This is a genomic window from Streptomyces sp. NBC_00287, assembly GCF_036173105.1.
GTDB lineage: Bacteria > Actinomycetota > Actinomycetes > Streptomycetales > Streptomycetaceae > Streptomyces.
The window spans coordinates 3,876,912-3,893,316 of the sequence record NZ_CP108053.1 but is presented as its reverse complement, the minus strand read 5'-3'; the positions used below and the strand labels follow the sequence as shown (position 1 = coordinate 3,893,316).

The following is a 16,405-nucleotide window of genomic DNA, read 5'->3' as shown; positions in this document are numbered from 1 at the left end:
CGATTCAGCTCCCCGGGGTGTCGGATCCGTAGCCCTGGACGCCGGCGGCGCGGGCCAGCTCGAGGTCGAGAGCCTCGCGGCGGATGCGCTGGTCGATGTAGAGGAGCACGGTGACGCCCGCCGAGATCGGGAAAGTGATCATGGAGCCGATCACCGAGCCGACGCCGCTGACGATGAGGTACGTCCAGCCGAGGTCGCCGCCGCTGTCGAGGAGGCCGCCCACGCTGTCGCCGCCGAAGGCGTCGGCCAGGAAGACGAACGGGATGGCGATGATCGACGCGAGGATGCTCGCGATGAGCATGGCCAGCAGCTGGATGCCGAAGATCCGCCACCAGGAGCCGCGGACCAGCTTGGTGGAACGGCTCATCGACTTCACGATGCCCTGCTTCTCCAGCATCAGCGCCGGCGAGGCGAGGGAGAAGCGGACCATCAGCCAGATCGCGACGACGACGGTGCACAGGCTGCCCACGGCGGTGAGCGCGGCACCCGCTTCGCCGGCGCCCGCGGCGGCCACCAGGATGCCTGGCAGGACGCCCACGGCGACGATGCCGAAGGCGATGAGCAGGAGCAGGAAGATCAGGCCGAACAGCCTGGCGACCTGCGGGCGGGCGTCGTTCCAGGCCTCGCCGATGGTCACCGACTTGCCGAGGACGGCGCGGCTGGTGACGGTGGTGAGCAGGGCGGTCGCCACGATCGTGCCGATCAGGGAGATCAGGGAGATGACGCCGTAGCTGAGCATGGCGTCGCCCAGGGCGCGGCTGAGTTCGCTGAACGTGGCGCTGGGGTCTTCGAGGGCGTCGGTGTCGATGCGGTCGTTCAGGAAGAAGCCCTGGAGCAGGACTACGACGATCTCGGTGAGGACCGCGACGGTGAGGGCGATGCCGAGCACCGTGCGCCAGTAGGCGCGCATGGTGGAGACGGCGCCGTCGAGGATTTCACCGACGCCGAGCGGGCGCAGCGGGATGACGCCGGGCTTGGCCGCGGGCGGGGGGCCGCCCCAACCGCCGCCCCAGGCCCCGTATCCGCCGGGACCGCCGTAGCCTCCGGGGCCGCCACCGGGTCCGGCCGGAGGGCGGCTGCCCCAACCCGGTCCAGGCGGTGGGGGCGGTGGGGTCTGTTCCGGGGCCGCGGGGCCGGTGGGTGCGGACCACTGGGCCGGTGGCGGTTGCTCCTTGGACCACTTCGAGCCCGGATCCTGCGGCTGCGGGCCGGGCTGGTCCGCGGGCTGGTCGGGCTCCGGGCGGTCGGCGGGCCGGGCAGGGCCGGACGCGCCGTGCTCCTGCCCGTCGGACGGGGCGGATCCGGGCGAGGCCCAGCCCGGAGTGTCGTTCATCGTCGCTCCTTCACGGTGCCCGTCCGCGGGTCGCGGCGGCAGGTTGGCAGCCATCGTGCCATGGGGTGGTCATCCAGTGACCGGCCAAGGTATGGGCTGCACACCTTCAATTGTCCGCCGGATAACGGGCAGACTGACCGCATGGCTGATCAGCACGCGCAATCCGGCGAGGACAAGCGGCCCACCGAGATACCGGTGATCCGCTGGGAAGAGCCACCCGAAGGCCCCGTACTGGTGCTTCTCGACCAGACGAGGCTGCCCGCAGAGGAGGTCGAACTGGTCTGTACGGATGCGCCGGTGCTGGTGGAGGCGATCCGTTCGCTCGCCGTGCGCGGGGCGCCGCTGCTCGGGATCGCGGGGGCGTACGGTGTCGCGCTCGCCGCCGTGCGGGGCTTCGACGTGGACGACGCCGCCGACGCGCTGGCCGGGGCGCGTCCCACCGCGGTGAATCTTTCCGTCGGTGTGCGCAGGGCGCAGGCCGCGCACCGGGCCGAGTTGGCGAGGAGCGGCGACGCGGGGAAGGCGGCCGAGGCGGCGTTGGCCGCGGCGAGGAAGCTGCACCGGGACGATGCCGAGGCCAGTGCGCGGATGGCCGAGCGGGGGCTGGCGCTGCTGGACGAACTGCTGCCCGGCGGCGGGCACCGGATCCTGACCCACTGCAACACCGGCTCGCTGGTGTCCGGCGGGGAGGGCACCGCGTTCGCGGTGGCGCTGGCGGCGCATCGGGTGGGGCAGTTGCGGCGACTGTGGGTGGACGAGACGCGTCCGCTGCTGCAGGGCGCCCGGCTGACGGCGTACGAGGCGGCCCGCAGCGGGATGGCTTACTCCTTGCTGACGGACAACGCGGCGGGGTCGCTGTTCGCGGCCGGTGAGGTGGACGCCGTGCTGATCGGGGCGGACCGGATCGCCGCTGACGGGTCGGTGGCGAACAAGGTGGGGAGTTATCCGCTCGCGGTGCTCGCGCGGTACCACCATGTGCCGTTCATCGTGGTGGCGCCGGTGACGACGGTGGATCCGGACACGCCCGACGGGGCGTCCATCGAGGTCGAGCAGCGTGCCGGGTTCGAGGTGACCGAGGTGACCGCGCCGCAGGTGCCGGTGACGGGACCGGGCGGCGGGATACCCGTGGCGCCGCTGGGGACGCAGGCCTACAACCCGGCCTTCGATGTGACGCCGCCGGAGCTGGTGACGGCGATCGTGACGGAAGAGGGTGTGGTGTCGCCGGTGACGGCTGAGGCGCTGGCGGAGGTGTGTGCCAGGTCGCCGGAGGTGACGATCGGCTGAGGCCGGTCGGGTTTCGAGTGTCGGCGGCCGGCCTGCGGCGGGCGGCCGACATCCACCCGTTGACACCATGATCGATGGGCGAGGGCAGACAGTAGCGACCCCATACGACTATCGTCACAGGCCAGTGACCTCGCTCACCAGCGCCCCGGTCACTGTTACGAGAATGGGATGATGTCGTTTATGAAGGGACGAGTCCTTGTCGTCGACGACGACACCGCACTGGCCGAGATGCTCGGCATCGTGCTGCGTGGTGAAGGTTTCGAGCCGTCTTTCGTAGCTGACGGCGACAAGGCGCTGGCCGCTTTCCGTGAGACCAAGCCCGATCTGGTGCTGCTCGACCTGATGCTGCCCGGACGGGACGGCATCGAGGTGTGCCGTCTGATCCGGGCGGAGTCGGGTGTGCCGATCGTGATGCTCACGGCCAAGAGCGATACCGTCGATGTCGTCGTGGGCCTGGAGTCGGGCGCGGACGACTACATCGTGAAGCCGTTCAAGCCGAAGGAGCTGGTCGCCCGGATCCGGGCGCGGCTGCGGAGGTCGGAGGAGCCGGCGCCGGAGCAGCTCGCCATCGGCGATCTGGTCATCGATGTGGCCGGTCACTCCGTGAAGCGGGACGGGCAGTCGATCGCGCTGACGCCGCTTGAGTTCGACCTGCTGGTCGCGCTGGCGCGCAAGCCGTGGCAGGTGTTCACCCGAGAGGTCCTGCTGGAACAGGTGTGGGGTTATCGGCACGCCGCCGACACCCGTCTGGTCAATGTCCATGTGCAGCGGCTGCGGTCCAAGGTCGAGAAGGACCCGGAGCGGCCGGAGATCGTGGTGACCGTCCGTGGTGTCGGGTACAAGGCGGGGCCGAGCTGACATGTCCGGTGACAGTGCCGCTTCGGCGCCCGGCCGGTCCGGGTCCCGCGGGGGGCGGCCTGTCGGCCGGGGGACGGCAGGCTCCCGCTGGGGACGGTTTCTGGAGGGCGGGCTGCTCCAGGGCGGGGTCCAGGGCAGCCCGGTCCTTCGGCTGTTCATGCGCTGGGTGCGTCGGCCGCTGCTGCCCGTCATGCGGCTGTGGCGGCGCAACATCCAGCTCAAGGTCGTCGTCACGACCCTGCTGATGTCGCTCGGCGTGGTCCTGCTGCTGGGCTTCGTCGTCATCGGGCAGGTGCGCAACGGCCTGCTGGACGCCAAGGTGAAGGCCTCGCAGAGCCAGGCCACCGGCGGTTTCTCCGCGGCCAAGCAGAAATCCGACGAGGCGGGCGCTGCCGGGACGGGCGACGACGGCACCGCGACGGACGGCCGCTCCGACCAGAACGTCATCCAGTGGATGAGCGACCTGGTGGAGCAGCTCTCCAGCGGCGGCCAGGGCGCCTTCGAAGTGGTGACCCTTCCCGCAGGCGGGGACAGCGGCGGTGGGCGTGGTCCGCGCGCCTCCAACTACGTCGACCCGACCGCGAGCGTGCCCGAGAACCTGCGGGAGCGGATCGACAGCGGCACCGCGGCGGCCCAGAGCTACACGCGGATCATCTACAACGCCGACAAGGAGTCCCAGCCGGCCCTTGTCATCGGCAAGCAGGTCAACGATCCGAACGGCGACCCGTACCAGCTCTACTACCTCTTCCCGCTCACGCAGGAGGAGAAGTCGCTGAGCCTGGTCAAGGGCACGCTGGCGACCGCCGGGCTCTTCGTCGTCGTACTCCTCGGGGCCATCGCCTGGCTTGTGGTGCGCCAGGTGGTGACGCCGGTGCGGATGGCAGCCGGGATCGCCGAGCGGCTGTCCGCCGGGCGGCTTCAGGAGCGGATGAAGGTCACTGGCGAGGACGACATCGCGCGGCTCGGTGAGGCCTTCAACAAGATGGCGCAGAACCTTCAGCTGAAGATCCAGCAGCTGGAGGACCTGTCGCGGATGCAGCGGCGGTTCGTCTCCGACGTGTCGCACGAGCTGCGGACGCCGCTGACGACCGTACGGATGGCGGCTGATGTCATCCATGAGGCGCGGGAGGACTTCGACCCGGTGACCGCGCGGTCGGCGGAACTCCTCGCCGACCAGCTGGACCGGTTCGAGTCGCTGCTCGCGGATCTGCTGGAGATCAGCCGGTTCGACGCGGGAGCGGCGGCGCTGGAGGCCGAGCCGATCGATCTGCGGGAGGTCGTCCGGCGGGTCGTCAGCGGGGCCGAGCCGCTCGCCGAGCGCAAGGGCACGCACATCCGCGTAGTGGGCGACCAGCAGCCCGTCGTCGCCGAGGCCGATGCCCGGCGCGTGGAGCGGGTGCTGCGCAATCTCGTCGTCAACGCCGTGGAGCACGGCGAGGGCAGGGACGTGGTCGTCAAGCTCGCCTCTGCGGGCGGTGCGGTCGCGGTCGCCGTGCGCGACTATGGCGTCGGGCTCAAGCCCGGCGAGGCCACGCGCGTGTTCAGCCGTTTCTGGCGGGCCGACCCGGCACGCGCGCGTACCACCGGCGGAACTGGTCTGGGGCTGTCCATCGCCCTGGAGGACGCCCGGCTGCACGGCGGCTGGCTGCAGGCCTGGGGCGAGCCGGGCGGCGGCTCCCAGTTCCGGCTGACGCTGCCGCGGACCGCGGACGAGCCGCTGCGGGGCTCGCCGATACCGCTGGAGCCGAAGGACTCGCGCCGTAATCGTGGCCTGGATGACGCCGGTCTCCCGCGCGGGGAGAAGAGCGCGACCGTGCCGGCGCAGCAGACGGCCGACCAGGCGTCCGCGATGGCGTCCCGGGACCCGATAGCCCAACGGCTGACCGGAGCGGCTCCTACAGCCGATCCAACGGCTCTGCCGGGCAATGGGGCGCGCGTGGTGCCCCGGCCCGCGTCGGGACCACGGCGACAGGACGACACGCCCTCCGGTGAGAGCGCGCGCGGTGAGGATGCAGGGTCCGCGGAGGGCCCGAGCAGGCAAGGGGAGGCATTTCGTGGGCGCTGACCGCGAGGGGGGCGCCCGGCGCAGGCCGGGGCGCGCGGTGGCGTACGCCGCCTGTGGCGCCGTACTGCTGGCCGGGTGCGCCTCGATGCCCGACAGCGGGGATCTGAGCGGGGTGGACTCCACGCCGCGCCAGGACACCCAGGTACGGGTCTTCGCGATGCCGCCCTCGGAGGACGCCACGCCCACGCAACTCGTCCAGGGTTTTCTGGAGGCGCTGACCAGCGACGATCCGAACTATGAGATCGCCAGCCAGTATCTGACCGAGGACGCGGCGAAGGCATGGCGGCCCAAAACGGGCACGACGGTCCTCGCGGACGGTCCGGACGCCTTCGAGCTGCCCAGGGCGCGGGGGCGGGAGGACACCGGGGAGACCTCGTTCACGCTGAGCGGCAGCAAGGTCGCCACGGTGGACGAGCAGCAGTCGTACGCCCCGGCGGACGGGCTCTATGAGGCGCTGCTGCATCTCACGCAGGATCCGAAGACCAAGCAGTGGCGCATCGACGAGCTGCCTGAGGGCGTCGTCATGGGCCAGGGTGACTTCGAGCGCAACTACACGTCGGTCAACAAGTACTACTTCGCCTCGAACACCTCGGCGGGCGGCAGCGGTCAGACGGCGGCGGTCGCCGATCCCGTCTACGTCCGTGAGCGCGTCGACCCCATGACGCAGATGGTGCGTTCCCTGCTGAAGGGGCCCACCACCTGGCTCAGCCCCGTGGTCAGGACGAGCTTCCCCACGGGCACGGCGCTGCAGAAGGGCATCACCACGCTGACGCCCGACGAGCAGAACAAGCTGACCGTGCCGCTCAACGACAGGGCTGCCCGGGTCGGGCTGAGCAAGTGCACCGAGATGGCCGCGCAGCTCCTGTTCACCCTGCGCAGCCTCACCCCCTCGGTGGACGAGGTCGAGCTGGAGTCGGGTGGCAAGCAGTTGTGCTCGCTCACCGAGGAGCGGGCCGAGGGCGCGGCCGCGCGCGGGTCCACGGAAGACGTCGAGTACCTGTACTACGTCGACGACAAGCACCGGCTCGTGCGGATGCCGGCCGAGGAGGGCGCCACGACACCGGAGGCGGTGCCGGGTGCGCTGGGCGAGGGGCAGACGCAGCTGCGGTCCGCCGCCGTCTCGCGCGGCGAGGAGATGGCGGCCGGGGTCGGCGAGGACGGCAAGCAGCTGTACGTCGGCTCGCTGGTGTCGGGAGGGTCCCTCGGGGAGCCGGTGCTGCGCAGTACGGGCAGGACGACCGATGACCGGTTGACGACGCCCAGCTGGGACGCCCGGCACGACCTCTGGGTCGCCGACCGGAACCCCGAAGACCCGCGGCTGCTTCTGCTGGAGAACGGCGCGGGCGAGCCGCTTCAGGTGAAGACCCCGGGGCTCGACGGGCGCATCGAGTCGGTACGCGTTGCCGCGGACGGTGTGCGGATCGCGCTCGTCGTCGCGAAGGGCGACACGTCCTCGCTGCTCATCGGGCGGATCGAGCGCGAGACCAAGCCGGGCGAGGACCGGCCGACCGTGTCCATCATGGAACTGCGGTCCGCTACACCCGAGTTGGAGGAGGTCACCACCGTGTCGTGGGCGGGTGACAGCCGGCTCGTGGTGGTCGGGCGTGAGCAGGACGGGGTGCAGACCGTGCGGTACGTCCAGGTCGACGGATCCACTCCGGAGGGGCCGGCGCCCGCCGCGCTGACCGGGGTGAAGGAGATCGCCGCGACGGAGGACGACCGGTTGCCGCTGGTGGCGTACTCGGAGGACGGCATCGTGCGGCTGCAGTCCGGGGCGCAGTGGCAGAAGGTCGTGACGGACGGGACGGCGCCGGTTTATCCGGGGTGAGCGCGGGCTGCTGAGGGTGTGCGACGGCCGCTTCTGACCGAGGCGGCCGTTTCCCTTTCCGAAAGGGCTCTTGGCGGCCTTCGAGAGGGGCCTTCGAGAGGGGCTCCGACGGCCTTCGAGTGGGCTTGCGCCGCCGTGCGACTTCGCCGTCCGGAGTTATCCACAGGCAGTTGTCCACAGGGGTGGCCGGTGGGCGCCGGTGTTGGCACAGTGGTGGGCATGCGGGGGTGGTGGCAGGACCTCACCGATCTGGTGCTGCCGGCCGAGTGCGGAGGCTGCGGGAGGCCTCGTACGGTGCTCTGCCCGGAGTGCCGTACGGCCCTGACCGGCGCCGCACCGTGCCGGGTGCGACCGGTGCCGGAGCCGCCCGGGCTGCCCGTGGTGCACGCGGCCGCTCGGTACGCGGACGAGGTACGTGCCGCCCTGCTGGCCCACAAGGAGCGCGGCGCGCTGGCTCTGGCGGCACCGCTCGGCTCGGCGCTCGCGGGGGCCGTGCGGGCGGGGCTGCGGGCGCCGTCCGGCCTGGCCCGGAGTGCCACGCCGGTGCTGCTGGTGCCGGTGCCGTCGGCGCGGCGGGCCGTGCGGGCGCGGGGGCATGATCCGGCGCGGCGGATCGCGCTCGCGGCGGCGGCCGAGCTACGGCGGACCGGTACTCCCGCGCGGGTGCTCGCCGTACTGCGGCAGCGGCGTGCCGTGGCCGATCAGTCGGGGCTCAACTCCCGGCAGCGGCTGGACAATCTGGCGGGCGCGCTGATGGTGACGCCGGGTGGTGAGCGGCTGCTGGGCGGCGGCTCGGTGGTGCTGGTCGACGATCTCATGACGACCGGTGCCTCCCTGGCGGAGGCGGCGCGTGCGGTGCGGGAAGGGGCGGCGCGTGGTGGGCCGGCCGGGGCGGGCGGGGCGGTACGGCCGATTGGCCGCGGTGAGGGGCCAAACGCGGTGTGCACGGCGGGAAGTCGGGAAGACAGAGGGGAACGGAGTACGGGAGTGATGGCGGAGGCGGTACGGATGCACGGGGTGCCGGGAATGGCGGGCGGTAACCGCGCAGGTGACGTGCTGTGCGCGGCCGTCGTGGCGGCTTCGCCGGACGCTTTCGAAATAAACCGGAACTGACTGCGAACTTGCATCGTTGCAGGTAATGAGAGGGCTAATTCACCTGAACGGAGGTAGGCCGCTGTAGAGGGTGACGACATCCGTCCGGGCGAGATATGTTCGGTTGTGAGAGAAAGGCGCAGGCCACCCCTCTCATATCCGAATGCCGTGCTGCGGGTTATCCGTATTCACCCGAGCCGGCGGGGTGGAGATCTTGCCCATGGGGGAGGAGGAGGTGGAAGTCACCGAGTCCGAGGTTCCGGGGATCGCCGGAGCCTGGTGCAAAAGGGAGATGCTCCGCCGCTGGAGCGGAGCGATCCGGGAACGGAGTTCTGCGTGGACATCGTCGTCAAGGGCCGCAAGACCGAGGTGCCCGAGCGGTTCCGCAAGCACGTGGCCGAGAAGCTGAAGCTGGAGAAGATCCAGAAGCTCGATGGCAAGGTGATCAGCCTCGACGTCGAGGTGTCCAAGGAGCCCAACCCCCGACAGGCCGACCGCAGTGACCGAGTGGAGATCACGCTCCGCTCCCGCGGTCCGGTGATCCGGGCGGAGGCAGCGGCCAGCGATCCGTACGCGGCGCTGGACCTGGCGGCGGAAAAGCTGGACGCGCGGCTGCGCAAGCAGCACGACAAGCGTTACTCGCGCCGAGGCGCGCGCCGGGCCACGGCAGCCGAGGTCCCCGACCACGTCCCGGGCGCGGCGACGCTCAACGGGAACGGCCACTCCTTCCAGGAGGAAGAGTCGGACGGCGTTCCCACCAAGAAGATCGGCTCGCTGGAAGTGAAGGGCGAGGGACCCCTCGTCGTTCGCGAGAAGACGCATGTCGCCTCCCCGATGACCCTCGACCAAGCCCTCTACGAGATGGAGCTGGTCGGGCACGACTTCTATCTGTTCGTCGACTCCGAGACCAAGGAACCGAGTGTCGTCTACCGACGGCACGCCTACGACTACGGCGTCATCCACCTCAACACCGACCCGATGGTCGCCGAGGTGGAGACCCAGGCGGCCGGTGGCATGCTGGGCGGCTGAGCCACCCGGCTGACGAGCGAGCGGGTGCCCCTGGAGCGCGTGTGCGCCCCCAGGGGCACCGGTGTGCGACCACTTCGCGCCCGCTCTGTCACCGCGGTGTCGTCCGGGCATGAAATCATGGCTGCACCGGCTCAACCGGTGGGCCGCTGCCTTGGGTTGGCGATGGCACCTGACCAGCCACAGCCTTCAGGGGGAGGAACGATGGCGGACACCTTCGGACCGATGCGGGACGAGGATGCCGACGGCGACGTCGTCGGCCTGGGCCCGGACACGGGCTCGTCACGCAAGGAGCCGATCAGAGTTCTCGTCGTGGACGACCATGCCCTCTTCCGCCGTGGCCTTGAGATCGTGCTCGCGGCCGAGGAGGACATCCAGGTCGTCGGCGAGGCGGGGGACGGCGCCGAGGCGGTGGACAAGGCCGCCGATCTGCTGCCCGACATCGTGCTGATGGATGTGCGGATGCCGAAGCGGGGCGGGATCGAGGCCTGCACCTCCATCAAGGAGGTGGCTCCCAGCGCGAAGATCATCATGCTGACGATCAGCGACGAGGAGGCCGATCTCTACGACGCGATCAAGGCGGGCGCGACCGGCTATCTCCTCAAGGAGATCTCCACGGACGAGGTGGCCACCGCCATTCGCGCGGTGGCGGACGGACAGTCGCAGATCAGCCCGTCCATGGCGTCGAAGCTGCTCACCGAGTTCAAGTCGATGATCCAGCGGACGGACGAGCGCCGGCTGGTTCCGGCGCCGCGGCTGACCGACCGTGAGCTCGAGGTACTCAAGCTGGTCGCCACGGGCATGAACAACCGCGATATCGCGAAGGAGTTGTTCATCTCCGAGAACACCGTGAAGAACCATGTGCGCAACATCCTGGAGAAGCTGCAGCTGCACTCCAGGATGGAGGCCGTGGTGTACGCGATGCGGGAGAAGATCCTCGAAATCCGGTAGGCCGGGCCGCTGGAGGTCAGGCCAGCAGGCCGGTGAGCGCGTGGGTGAGGGGCTCGCGCAGCTCCGGGGTATCGACCCGCTCCACGCGTACGTCCGTGCAGTCCACCCAGCTCGCCGCCTCCACCAGGGCCTGGGCCACCGCCGGGACCGCCTTCGGGCCGTCCAGGGTGATCTGCTTGGCCACCAGCGTGCGTCCCTCGCGGGCCGGGTCCACTCGGCCGACGAGACGGCCGCCTGCCAGGACCGGCATCGCGAAGTAGCCGTGGATGCGCTTCTGCCGGGGGACGTAGGCCTCCAGGCGGTGGGTGAAGCCGAAGATCCGCTCCGTGCGCGCCCGATCCCAGATCAGGGAGTCGAACGGGGACAGGAGTGTGGTGCGGTGGCGGCCGCGCGGTGGGGTGGCCAGGGCCGCGGGGTCCGCCCAGGCGGGTTTGGCCCAGCCCTCCACGGTGACCGGGACCAGGCCGGAGTCGGCGATCACCGCGTCGACCTGCTCGCCCTTGAGGCGGTGGTAGTCGGCGATGTCCGCGCGGGTGCCGACGCCGAGGGACTGGCCGGCCAGGCGGACCAGGCGGCGCAGGCACTCGGTGTCGTCCAGCTCGTCGTGCAGCAGGGCGTCGGGGATGGCGCGTTCCGCGAGGTCGTACACGCGCTTCCAGCCGCGGCGTTCCACGCAGACGACCTCGCCGTGCATCAGGGCGCGCTCTACGGCGACCTTCGAGCCGGACCAGTCCCACCAGTCGGCGGTTTTCTTCGCGCCGCCCAACTCCGTGGCGGTGAGGGGGCCTTCGGTGGTGAGCTGCTTGATCACCTGGTCGTAGGCGCCGTCGGGGAGTTCATGGCCCCAGTGGGGGCGGTTGCGGTACGCGCGGCGGCGGAAGGCGAAGTGGGGCCATTCCTCGACCGGGAGGATGCAGGCGGCGTGTGACCAGTACTCGAAGGCGTGCGTGTCCTTCCAGTAGGCCTGCTCGACTGTTTTGCGGCCTACCGCGCCCAGGCGGGCGTAGGGGATGAGTTCGTGGGAGCGGGCGAGGACCGAGATGGTGTCGAGTTGGACCGCGCCGAGGTGACGGAGTATGCCGCGGACGCCGGATCTGCGGTCGGGGGTGCCGAGGAGGCCCTGGGCGCGGAGGGCGATGCGGCGGGCCTCGTCTGCCGAGAGATCGGTGGTGGGGCGCGGGGTCGTCATGGCTCGCACGATAGGGGGTGGGACTGACAGCGGGGGCTGAGCTGGGGGTTTGGCAGCGGGCGCCGCCCCCGCGGCACGACTGCCCGCAGCTACGCCGACTGGTTTCGTGCCGGCAAATACGGGGCCGTCGACGGCAGGGCCAAGTCTGATGGGAGCAGGGAGCCGACCCAGCAGTCTCTGCGTACGCCCTTGTTGTTGATCGCGGAGCGCATCGTGCCTTCGATGGTGAAACCGGTTCGTTCGGCTACCGCGCGGGATGCCGTGTTGCCTACCTCGGCTCGCCATTCCACTCGGTCGATGGAGGCCGCGGTGAAGGACCAGCGGGCGGCGGTGAGGACTGCCTCTGAGGTGTAGCCCTTGCCGCGGTGTTCCTTTGCCGTCCAGAAGCCGATCTCGGCCACGCCCAGGGCGCGCATCGTCAGGCCGAGCATGCCGACCAGGTCCTCCCCTTCGGGGACCAGGTCCTCCCCTTCGGGGAGGAAGACGCCGAAGGTGAACATGGTGCCGTCCGCCCAGCCGTCGGGGACCAGTTGCTCGGTGAAGCTTCTGGCGTGTTCGGGGAGGTAGGGCGAGGGGATCGTGGTCCAGCGCTGGATGTCGGGGTCCTGTACGGCGCGGTACACGGCGTCGGTGTCGTACGGGCCGACCGTGCGCAGCAGGAGGCGGTCGGTGGTCAGCGTCACGGGGTCCATCGGCCGATTCTGCTCGGGGGCGGTCGTAGACGCCAGGTAATTGCCGTGCGTGAGCGGGTGATCACAATTCGCGTAATTCGTCGGCACCGTGCGGCACCATCCGCGGCGCCCGTCCGTTGTCCCTTTCGAAGAGATATGAAGCAGCGGACGGTCGCGGTCTCGGCAGGCCTCCCGGCGTGGCGGGGTCCTCGCATACGATGGCCGTTGCTCAGCCAAGTCAAATGAAACCGACCGTCCCAGGCCCGACCGGCAAGGAGACCAACCCCCGTGTCCGTCCTCTCGAAGATCATGCGTGCAGGCGAAGGCAAGATCCTGCGCAAGCTGCACCGCATCGCGGACCAGGTCAACTCCATCGAAGAGGACTTCGTCGACCTCTCCGACGCCGAGCTGCGGGCGCTCACCGAGGAGTACAAGCAGCGCTACGCCGACGGTGAGACCCTCGACGACCTGCTCCCCGAGGCCTTCGCCACCGTCCGCGAGGCCGCCAAGCGCGCACTCGGCCAGCGTCACTACGACGTCCAGATCATGGGTGGCGCCGCCCTCCACCTCGGCTATGTGGCCGAGATGAAGACCGGTGAGGGCAAGACCCTCGTCGGCACGCTGCCCGCGTATCTGAACGCGCTGTCCGGCAAGGGCGTCCACCTGATCACGGTCAACGACTACCTGGCCGAGCGCGACTCCGAAATGATGGGCCGCGTCCACAAGTTCCTGGGCCTGAACGTCGGTTGCATCCTCGCCAATATGACGCCGGCCCAGCGCCGCGAGCAGTACAACTGCGATATCACGTACGGCACGAACAACGAGTTCGGCTTCGACTACCTGCGCGACAACATGGCGTGGTCCAAGGACGAGCTCGTCCAGCGCGGCCACAACTTCGCCATCGTCGACGAGGTCGACTCCATCCTCGTCGACGAGGCCCGTACGCCGCTGATCATCTCCGGCCCGGCCGACCAGGCCACCAAGTGGTACGGCGACTTCGCCAAGCTGGTCACCCGTCTGAAGCGGGGCGAGCCCGGCAACCAGCTCAAGGGCATCGAGGAGACCGGCGACTACGAGGTCGACGAGAAGAAGCGCACGGTCGCCATCCACGAGCCCGGCGTCTCCAAGGTCGAGGACTGGCTGGGCATCGACAACCTCTACGAGTCGGTGAACACGCCTCTGGTGGGCTACCTGAACAACGCCATCAAGGCCAAGGAGCTCTTCAAGAAGGACAAGGACTACGTCGTCATGGACGGCGAAGTCATGATCGTCGACGAGCACACCGGCCGTATCCTCGCCGGCCGCCGCTACAACGAGGGCATGCACCAGGCGATCGAGGCGAAGGAAGGGGTGGACATCAAGGACGAGAACCAGACGCTCGCCACGATCACCCTCCAGAACTTCTTCCGCCTCTACAAGCGCCACGACCACGACGGCAAGGAACAGCCCGGTCTGTGCGGCATGACGGGTACGGCGATGACCGAGGCCGCCGAGTTCCACCAGATCTACAAGCTCGGCGTCGTCCCGATCCCGACCAACAAGCCGATGGTCCGCAAGGACCAGTCGGACCTGATCTACCGCACCGAGGTCGCGAAGTTCGAGGCGGTCGTCGACGACATCGTCGAGAAGCACGAGAAGGGCCAGCCGATCCTCGTCGGCACGACCTCGGTCGAGAAGTCCGAGTACCTCTCGCAGCAGCTCAGCAAGCGCGGCGTGCAGCACGAGGTGCTGAACGCCAAGCAGCACGACCGTGAGGCGATCATCGTCGCCCAGGCCGGCCGCAGGGGCGCCGTGACCGTGGCCACCAACATGGCCGGCCGTGGTACGGACATCAAGCTCGGCGGCAACCCCGAGGACCTCGCCGAGGCGGAGCTGCGCCAGCGCGGCCTCGACCCCGAGGAGCACATCGAGGAGTGGGCCGCTGCGCTGCCCGCCGCTCTGGAGCGGGCCGAGAAGGCCGTGCGGTCCGAGTTCGAGGAGGTCAAGGACCTCGGCGGTCTGTACGTCCTCGGCACCGAGCGGCACGAGTCGCGTCGTATCGACAACCAGCTCCGCGGTCGTTCCGGCCGTCAGGGCGACCCGGGCGAGTCCCGCTTCTACCTGTCCCTGGGCGACGACCTGATGCGTCTGTTCAAGGCGCAGATGGTCGAGCGCGTGATGTCGATGGCGAACGTCCCGGACGATGTGCCGATCGAGAACAAGATGGTCACGCGCGCGATCGCATCCGCGCAGTCGCAGGTCGAGCAGCAGAACTTCGAGACCCGTAAGAACGTTCTGAAGTACGACGAGGTCCTCAACCGCCAGCGTGAGGTCATCTACGGCGAGCGCCGCCGCGTCCTGGAGGGCGAGGACCTGCATGAGCAGGTTCAGCACTTCATGGACGACACCATCGACGCCTACATCACCGCGGAGACCGCCGAGGGCTTCGCCGAGGAGTGGGACCTGGACCGGCTGTGGGGCGCCTTCAAGCAGCTCTACCCGGTGAAGGTCACCATCGAGGAGCTGGAGGAGGCGGCCGGCGACCGTGCCGGGCTCACCGCCGACTTCATCTCGGAGTCCATCAAGGACGACATCCACGAGCAGTACGCGGCGCGTGAGACGCAGCTCGGCTCCGAGATCATGCGTGAGCTGGAGCGCCGGGTCGTGCTGTCGGTGCTGGACCGCAAGTGGCGCGAGCACCTCTACGAGATGGACTACCTCCAGGAGGGCATCGGCCTGCGCGCGATGGCCCAGAAGGACCCGCTGGTCGAGTACCAGCGCGAGGGCTTCGACATGTTCACCGCCATGATGGAGGGCATCAAGGAGGAGTCCGTCGGCTACCTGTTCAACCTGGAGGTCCAGGTCGAGCAGCAGGTCGAGGAGGTCCCGGTCGAGGAGGCCAGGCCGACGCTGGAGAAGGCTGCGCAGGATGGCGTTCCCGCGCAGGCGGGCGCGCGTCCGGAGATCCGCGCGAAGGGTCTTGACGCTCCGCAGCGGCGCAACCTGCACCTCTCCGCGCCGACCGTGGACGGCGCGGGCGGCACCGTCGAGAGCGACTGGTCCGACGACGAGGAGCCGGTGCGCTCGGAGGCGGACGGCCTCACGCGCGCGGAGCGGCGCAAGCAGTCGCGGGGCGGGCGACGCCGTAAGAAGTAGTCCCGCAGCGCCCGGAAGGGCGTCTCAGGGGCTGTGAAGGGCCGGGTCACCGTCGGGTGCCCCGGCCCTTCGGCATGAGGTCGTACGGCGGTCTCGGGCGCCCTCAGTCGTCGTTGGCGCTGGGCCGGGTGGGGCCGCCGAGTTCCACGGCCGTACAGCGCCAGCGCAGGTCCCGGCCCTGTTCCAGGCGGAAGGCCATCGCGCGCAGGCGGTTGCCGGCGCCGATGCGGGCGAAGGCCTCGATGGCGCCGGGGGAGGGGACGTAGTAGCCGATGTCGCGGACCACCGGTCGGGTGCCGCGGGTGGTGCGCAGGGGGCCGCGTTCGGCGAGCCAGGCCAGGTCGTCGTAGGCGCGGCCGGCGGTGTGGCGGAGCATGCAGTGCACCGGGCGTTGTCCGCTCAGGACAGCGAGGAGGCGGTCGGCGAAGACGTCGGTGGGGCGGGGCTGAGGGACGGCGGGTGGTACGGGGCGGCGAGAGGTCTGGGGTGGGACGGCGGGGGCCGCCTGCTGAGTGCTTCTCGTGGCGGTGGGGGTGGTGCTCGTCGGGGGGTGGTTGTCGCGGGGCCTGCCTGCGATCGGGGTGCGAGGTGGGGTGCCGCCGGGGCGGCGGGGGTCGCGGCGGCCCGGCGGGCGGGCGCCGGGGTGGTTCTTCGCCCTCGTCATGACCTTGTTCATGGGTGCCCCCGGTGGGTCGGCCCGGGATGTCTACCGGGCAGTAACTTTGTGGTTGGGGATCTTGTACGGGGCGCGGGCGCCGGGCATCAAACGAAGTGCGGGGGCGGGTCGGGGGTCCGGAATCTTCACCTATCCGGATGACCTCGGGGGTGCTCGGGGCCGGGATCGTGGGGGTGGGCCGGGTGAGTTTCCGGACGTGAGTGGACGGCCGCGGGGGCGCGGGTGGGGGCTCGAAAGGGGACGGCCGCACGTATCCTGAAGGCCCTTCGGGAGGTGCGGGAACGCCCTCTCCGGGGA

12 protein-coding genes are annotated in these 16,405 nt (G+C 70.1%); 8 read left to right on the top strand and 4 right to left on the bottom strand.

Annotated features, from left to right (window positions below; all coding sequences use genetic code 11):
- Positions 1-4: 4 nt before the first annotated feature.
- Positions 5-1,333 carry a hypothetical protein gene (locus OHT76_RS17650; RefSeq protein ID WP_328871795.1) on the bottom strand — a complete coding sequence of 443 codons (1,329 nt, stop codon included), beginning with the start codon at positions 1,331-1,333 and terminating at the stop codon, positions 5-7.
- Positions 1,334-1,474: 141 nt separating this feature from the next.
- Here OHT76_RS17650 and mtnA point away from each other — a divergent pair, with 141 nt between their 5' ends.
- The 7 genes from mtnA to OHT76_RS17615 all read left to right on the top strand — a co-directional run bounded on the left by mtnA (position 1,475) and on the right by OHT76_RS17615 (position 10,437).
- A complete protein-coding gene (gene mtnA / locus OHT76_RS17645; protein ID WP_328871794.1) occupies positions 1,475-2,617 on the top strand; it encodes an S-methyl-5-thioribose-1-phosphate isomerase in 1,143 nt (380 codons plus the stop codon).
- 168 nt (positions 2,618-2,785) lie between these two features.
- Entirely contained in the window at positions 2,786-3,475 is a 690-nt protein-coding gene (mtrA, locus tag OHT76_RS17640) for a two-component system response regulator MtrA (RefSeq protein ID WP_015659998.1), read from the top strand.
- Position 3,476: 1 nt separating this feature from the next.
- The gene (mtrB, locus tag OHT76_RS17635) at positions 3,477-5,540 is read left to right on the top strand and encodes an MtrAB system histidine kinase MtrB (protein WP_328871793.1); all 2,064 of its coding nucleotides are present in this window, start codon (positions 3,477-3,479) and stop codon (positions 5,538-5,540) included.
- Positions 5,530-7,368, top strand: coding sequence for an LpqB family beta-propeller domain-containing protein (locus tag OHT76_RS17630; RefSeq protein ID WP_328871792.1), 1,839 nt, complete (start codon positions 5,530-5,532; stop codon positions 7,366-7,368). Before mtrB ends, OHT76_RS17630 begins: the two co-directional genes overlap by 11 nt.
- Before the next feature lie 219 nt (positions 7,369-7,587).
- Positions 7,588-8,481 carry a ComF family protein gene (locus OHT76_RS17625; RefSeq protein WP_328871791.1) on the top strand — a complete coding sequence of 298 codons (894 nt, stop codon included), beginning with the start codon at positions 7,588-7,590 and terminating at the stop codon, positions 8,479-8,481.
- Between the two features lie 315 nt (positions 8,482-8,796).
- On the top strand, positions 8,797-9,489 hold the full coding sequence (hpf, locus tag OHT76_RS17620; protein WP_443049802.1) for a ribosome hibernation-promoting factor, HPF/YfiA family: 693 nt from the start codon (positions 8,797-8,799) through the stop codon (positions 9,487-9,489).
- A 201-nt stretch (positions 9,490-9,690) separates the two neighbouring features.
- Positions 9,691-10,437, top strand: a complete 747-nt coding sequence (locus OHT76_RS17615; protein WP_328871790.1) for a response regulator transcription factor — start codon at positions 9,691-9,693, stop codon at positions 10,435-10,437.
- Between the two features lie 16 nt (positions 10,438-10,453).
- Here the strand turns inward: OHT76_RS17615 and OHT76_RS17610 are convergent, their stop codons facing one another.
- Together OHT76_RS17610 and OHT76_RS17605 are read right to left on the bottom strand one after the other, a co-directional pair.
- Positions 10,454-11,626, bottom strand: a complete 1,173-nt coding sequence (locus OHT76_RS17610) for a winged helix-turn-helix domain-containing protein (RefSeq protein WP_328871789.1) — start codon at positions 11,624-11,626, stop codon at positions 10,454-10,456.
- Positions 11,627-11,715: 89 nt separating this feature from the next.
- Positions 11,716-12,318, bottom strand: a complete 603-nt coding sequence (locus OHT76_RS17605) for a GNAT family N-acetyltransferase (protein WP_328871788.1) — start codon at positions 12,316-12,318, stop codon at positions 11,716-11,718.
- Positions 12,319-12,585: 267 nt separating this feature from the next.
- Between OHT76_RS17605 and secA the strand changes: the two genes are divergently transcribed.
- Positions 12,586-15,432, top strand: coding sequence for a preprotein translocase subunit SecA (gene secA, locus OHT76_RS17600; protein WP_328871787.1), 2,847 nt, complete (start codon positions 12,586-12,588; stop codon positions 15,430-15,432).
- 103 nt (positions 15,433-15,535) lie between these two features.
- Here the strand turns inward: secA and OHT76_RS17595 are convergent, their stop codons facing one another.
- A complete protein-coding gene (locus OHT76_RS17595) occupies positions 15,536-16,108 on the bottom strand; it encodes an Rv3235 family protein (RefSeq protein ID WP_328871786.1) in 573 nt (190 codons plus the stop codon).
- Between the last annotated feature and the right edge of the window lie 297 nt (positions 16,109-16,405).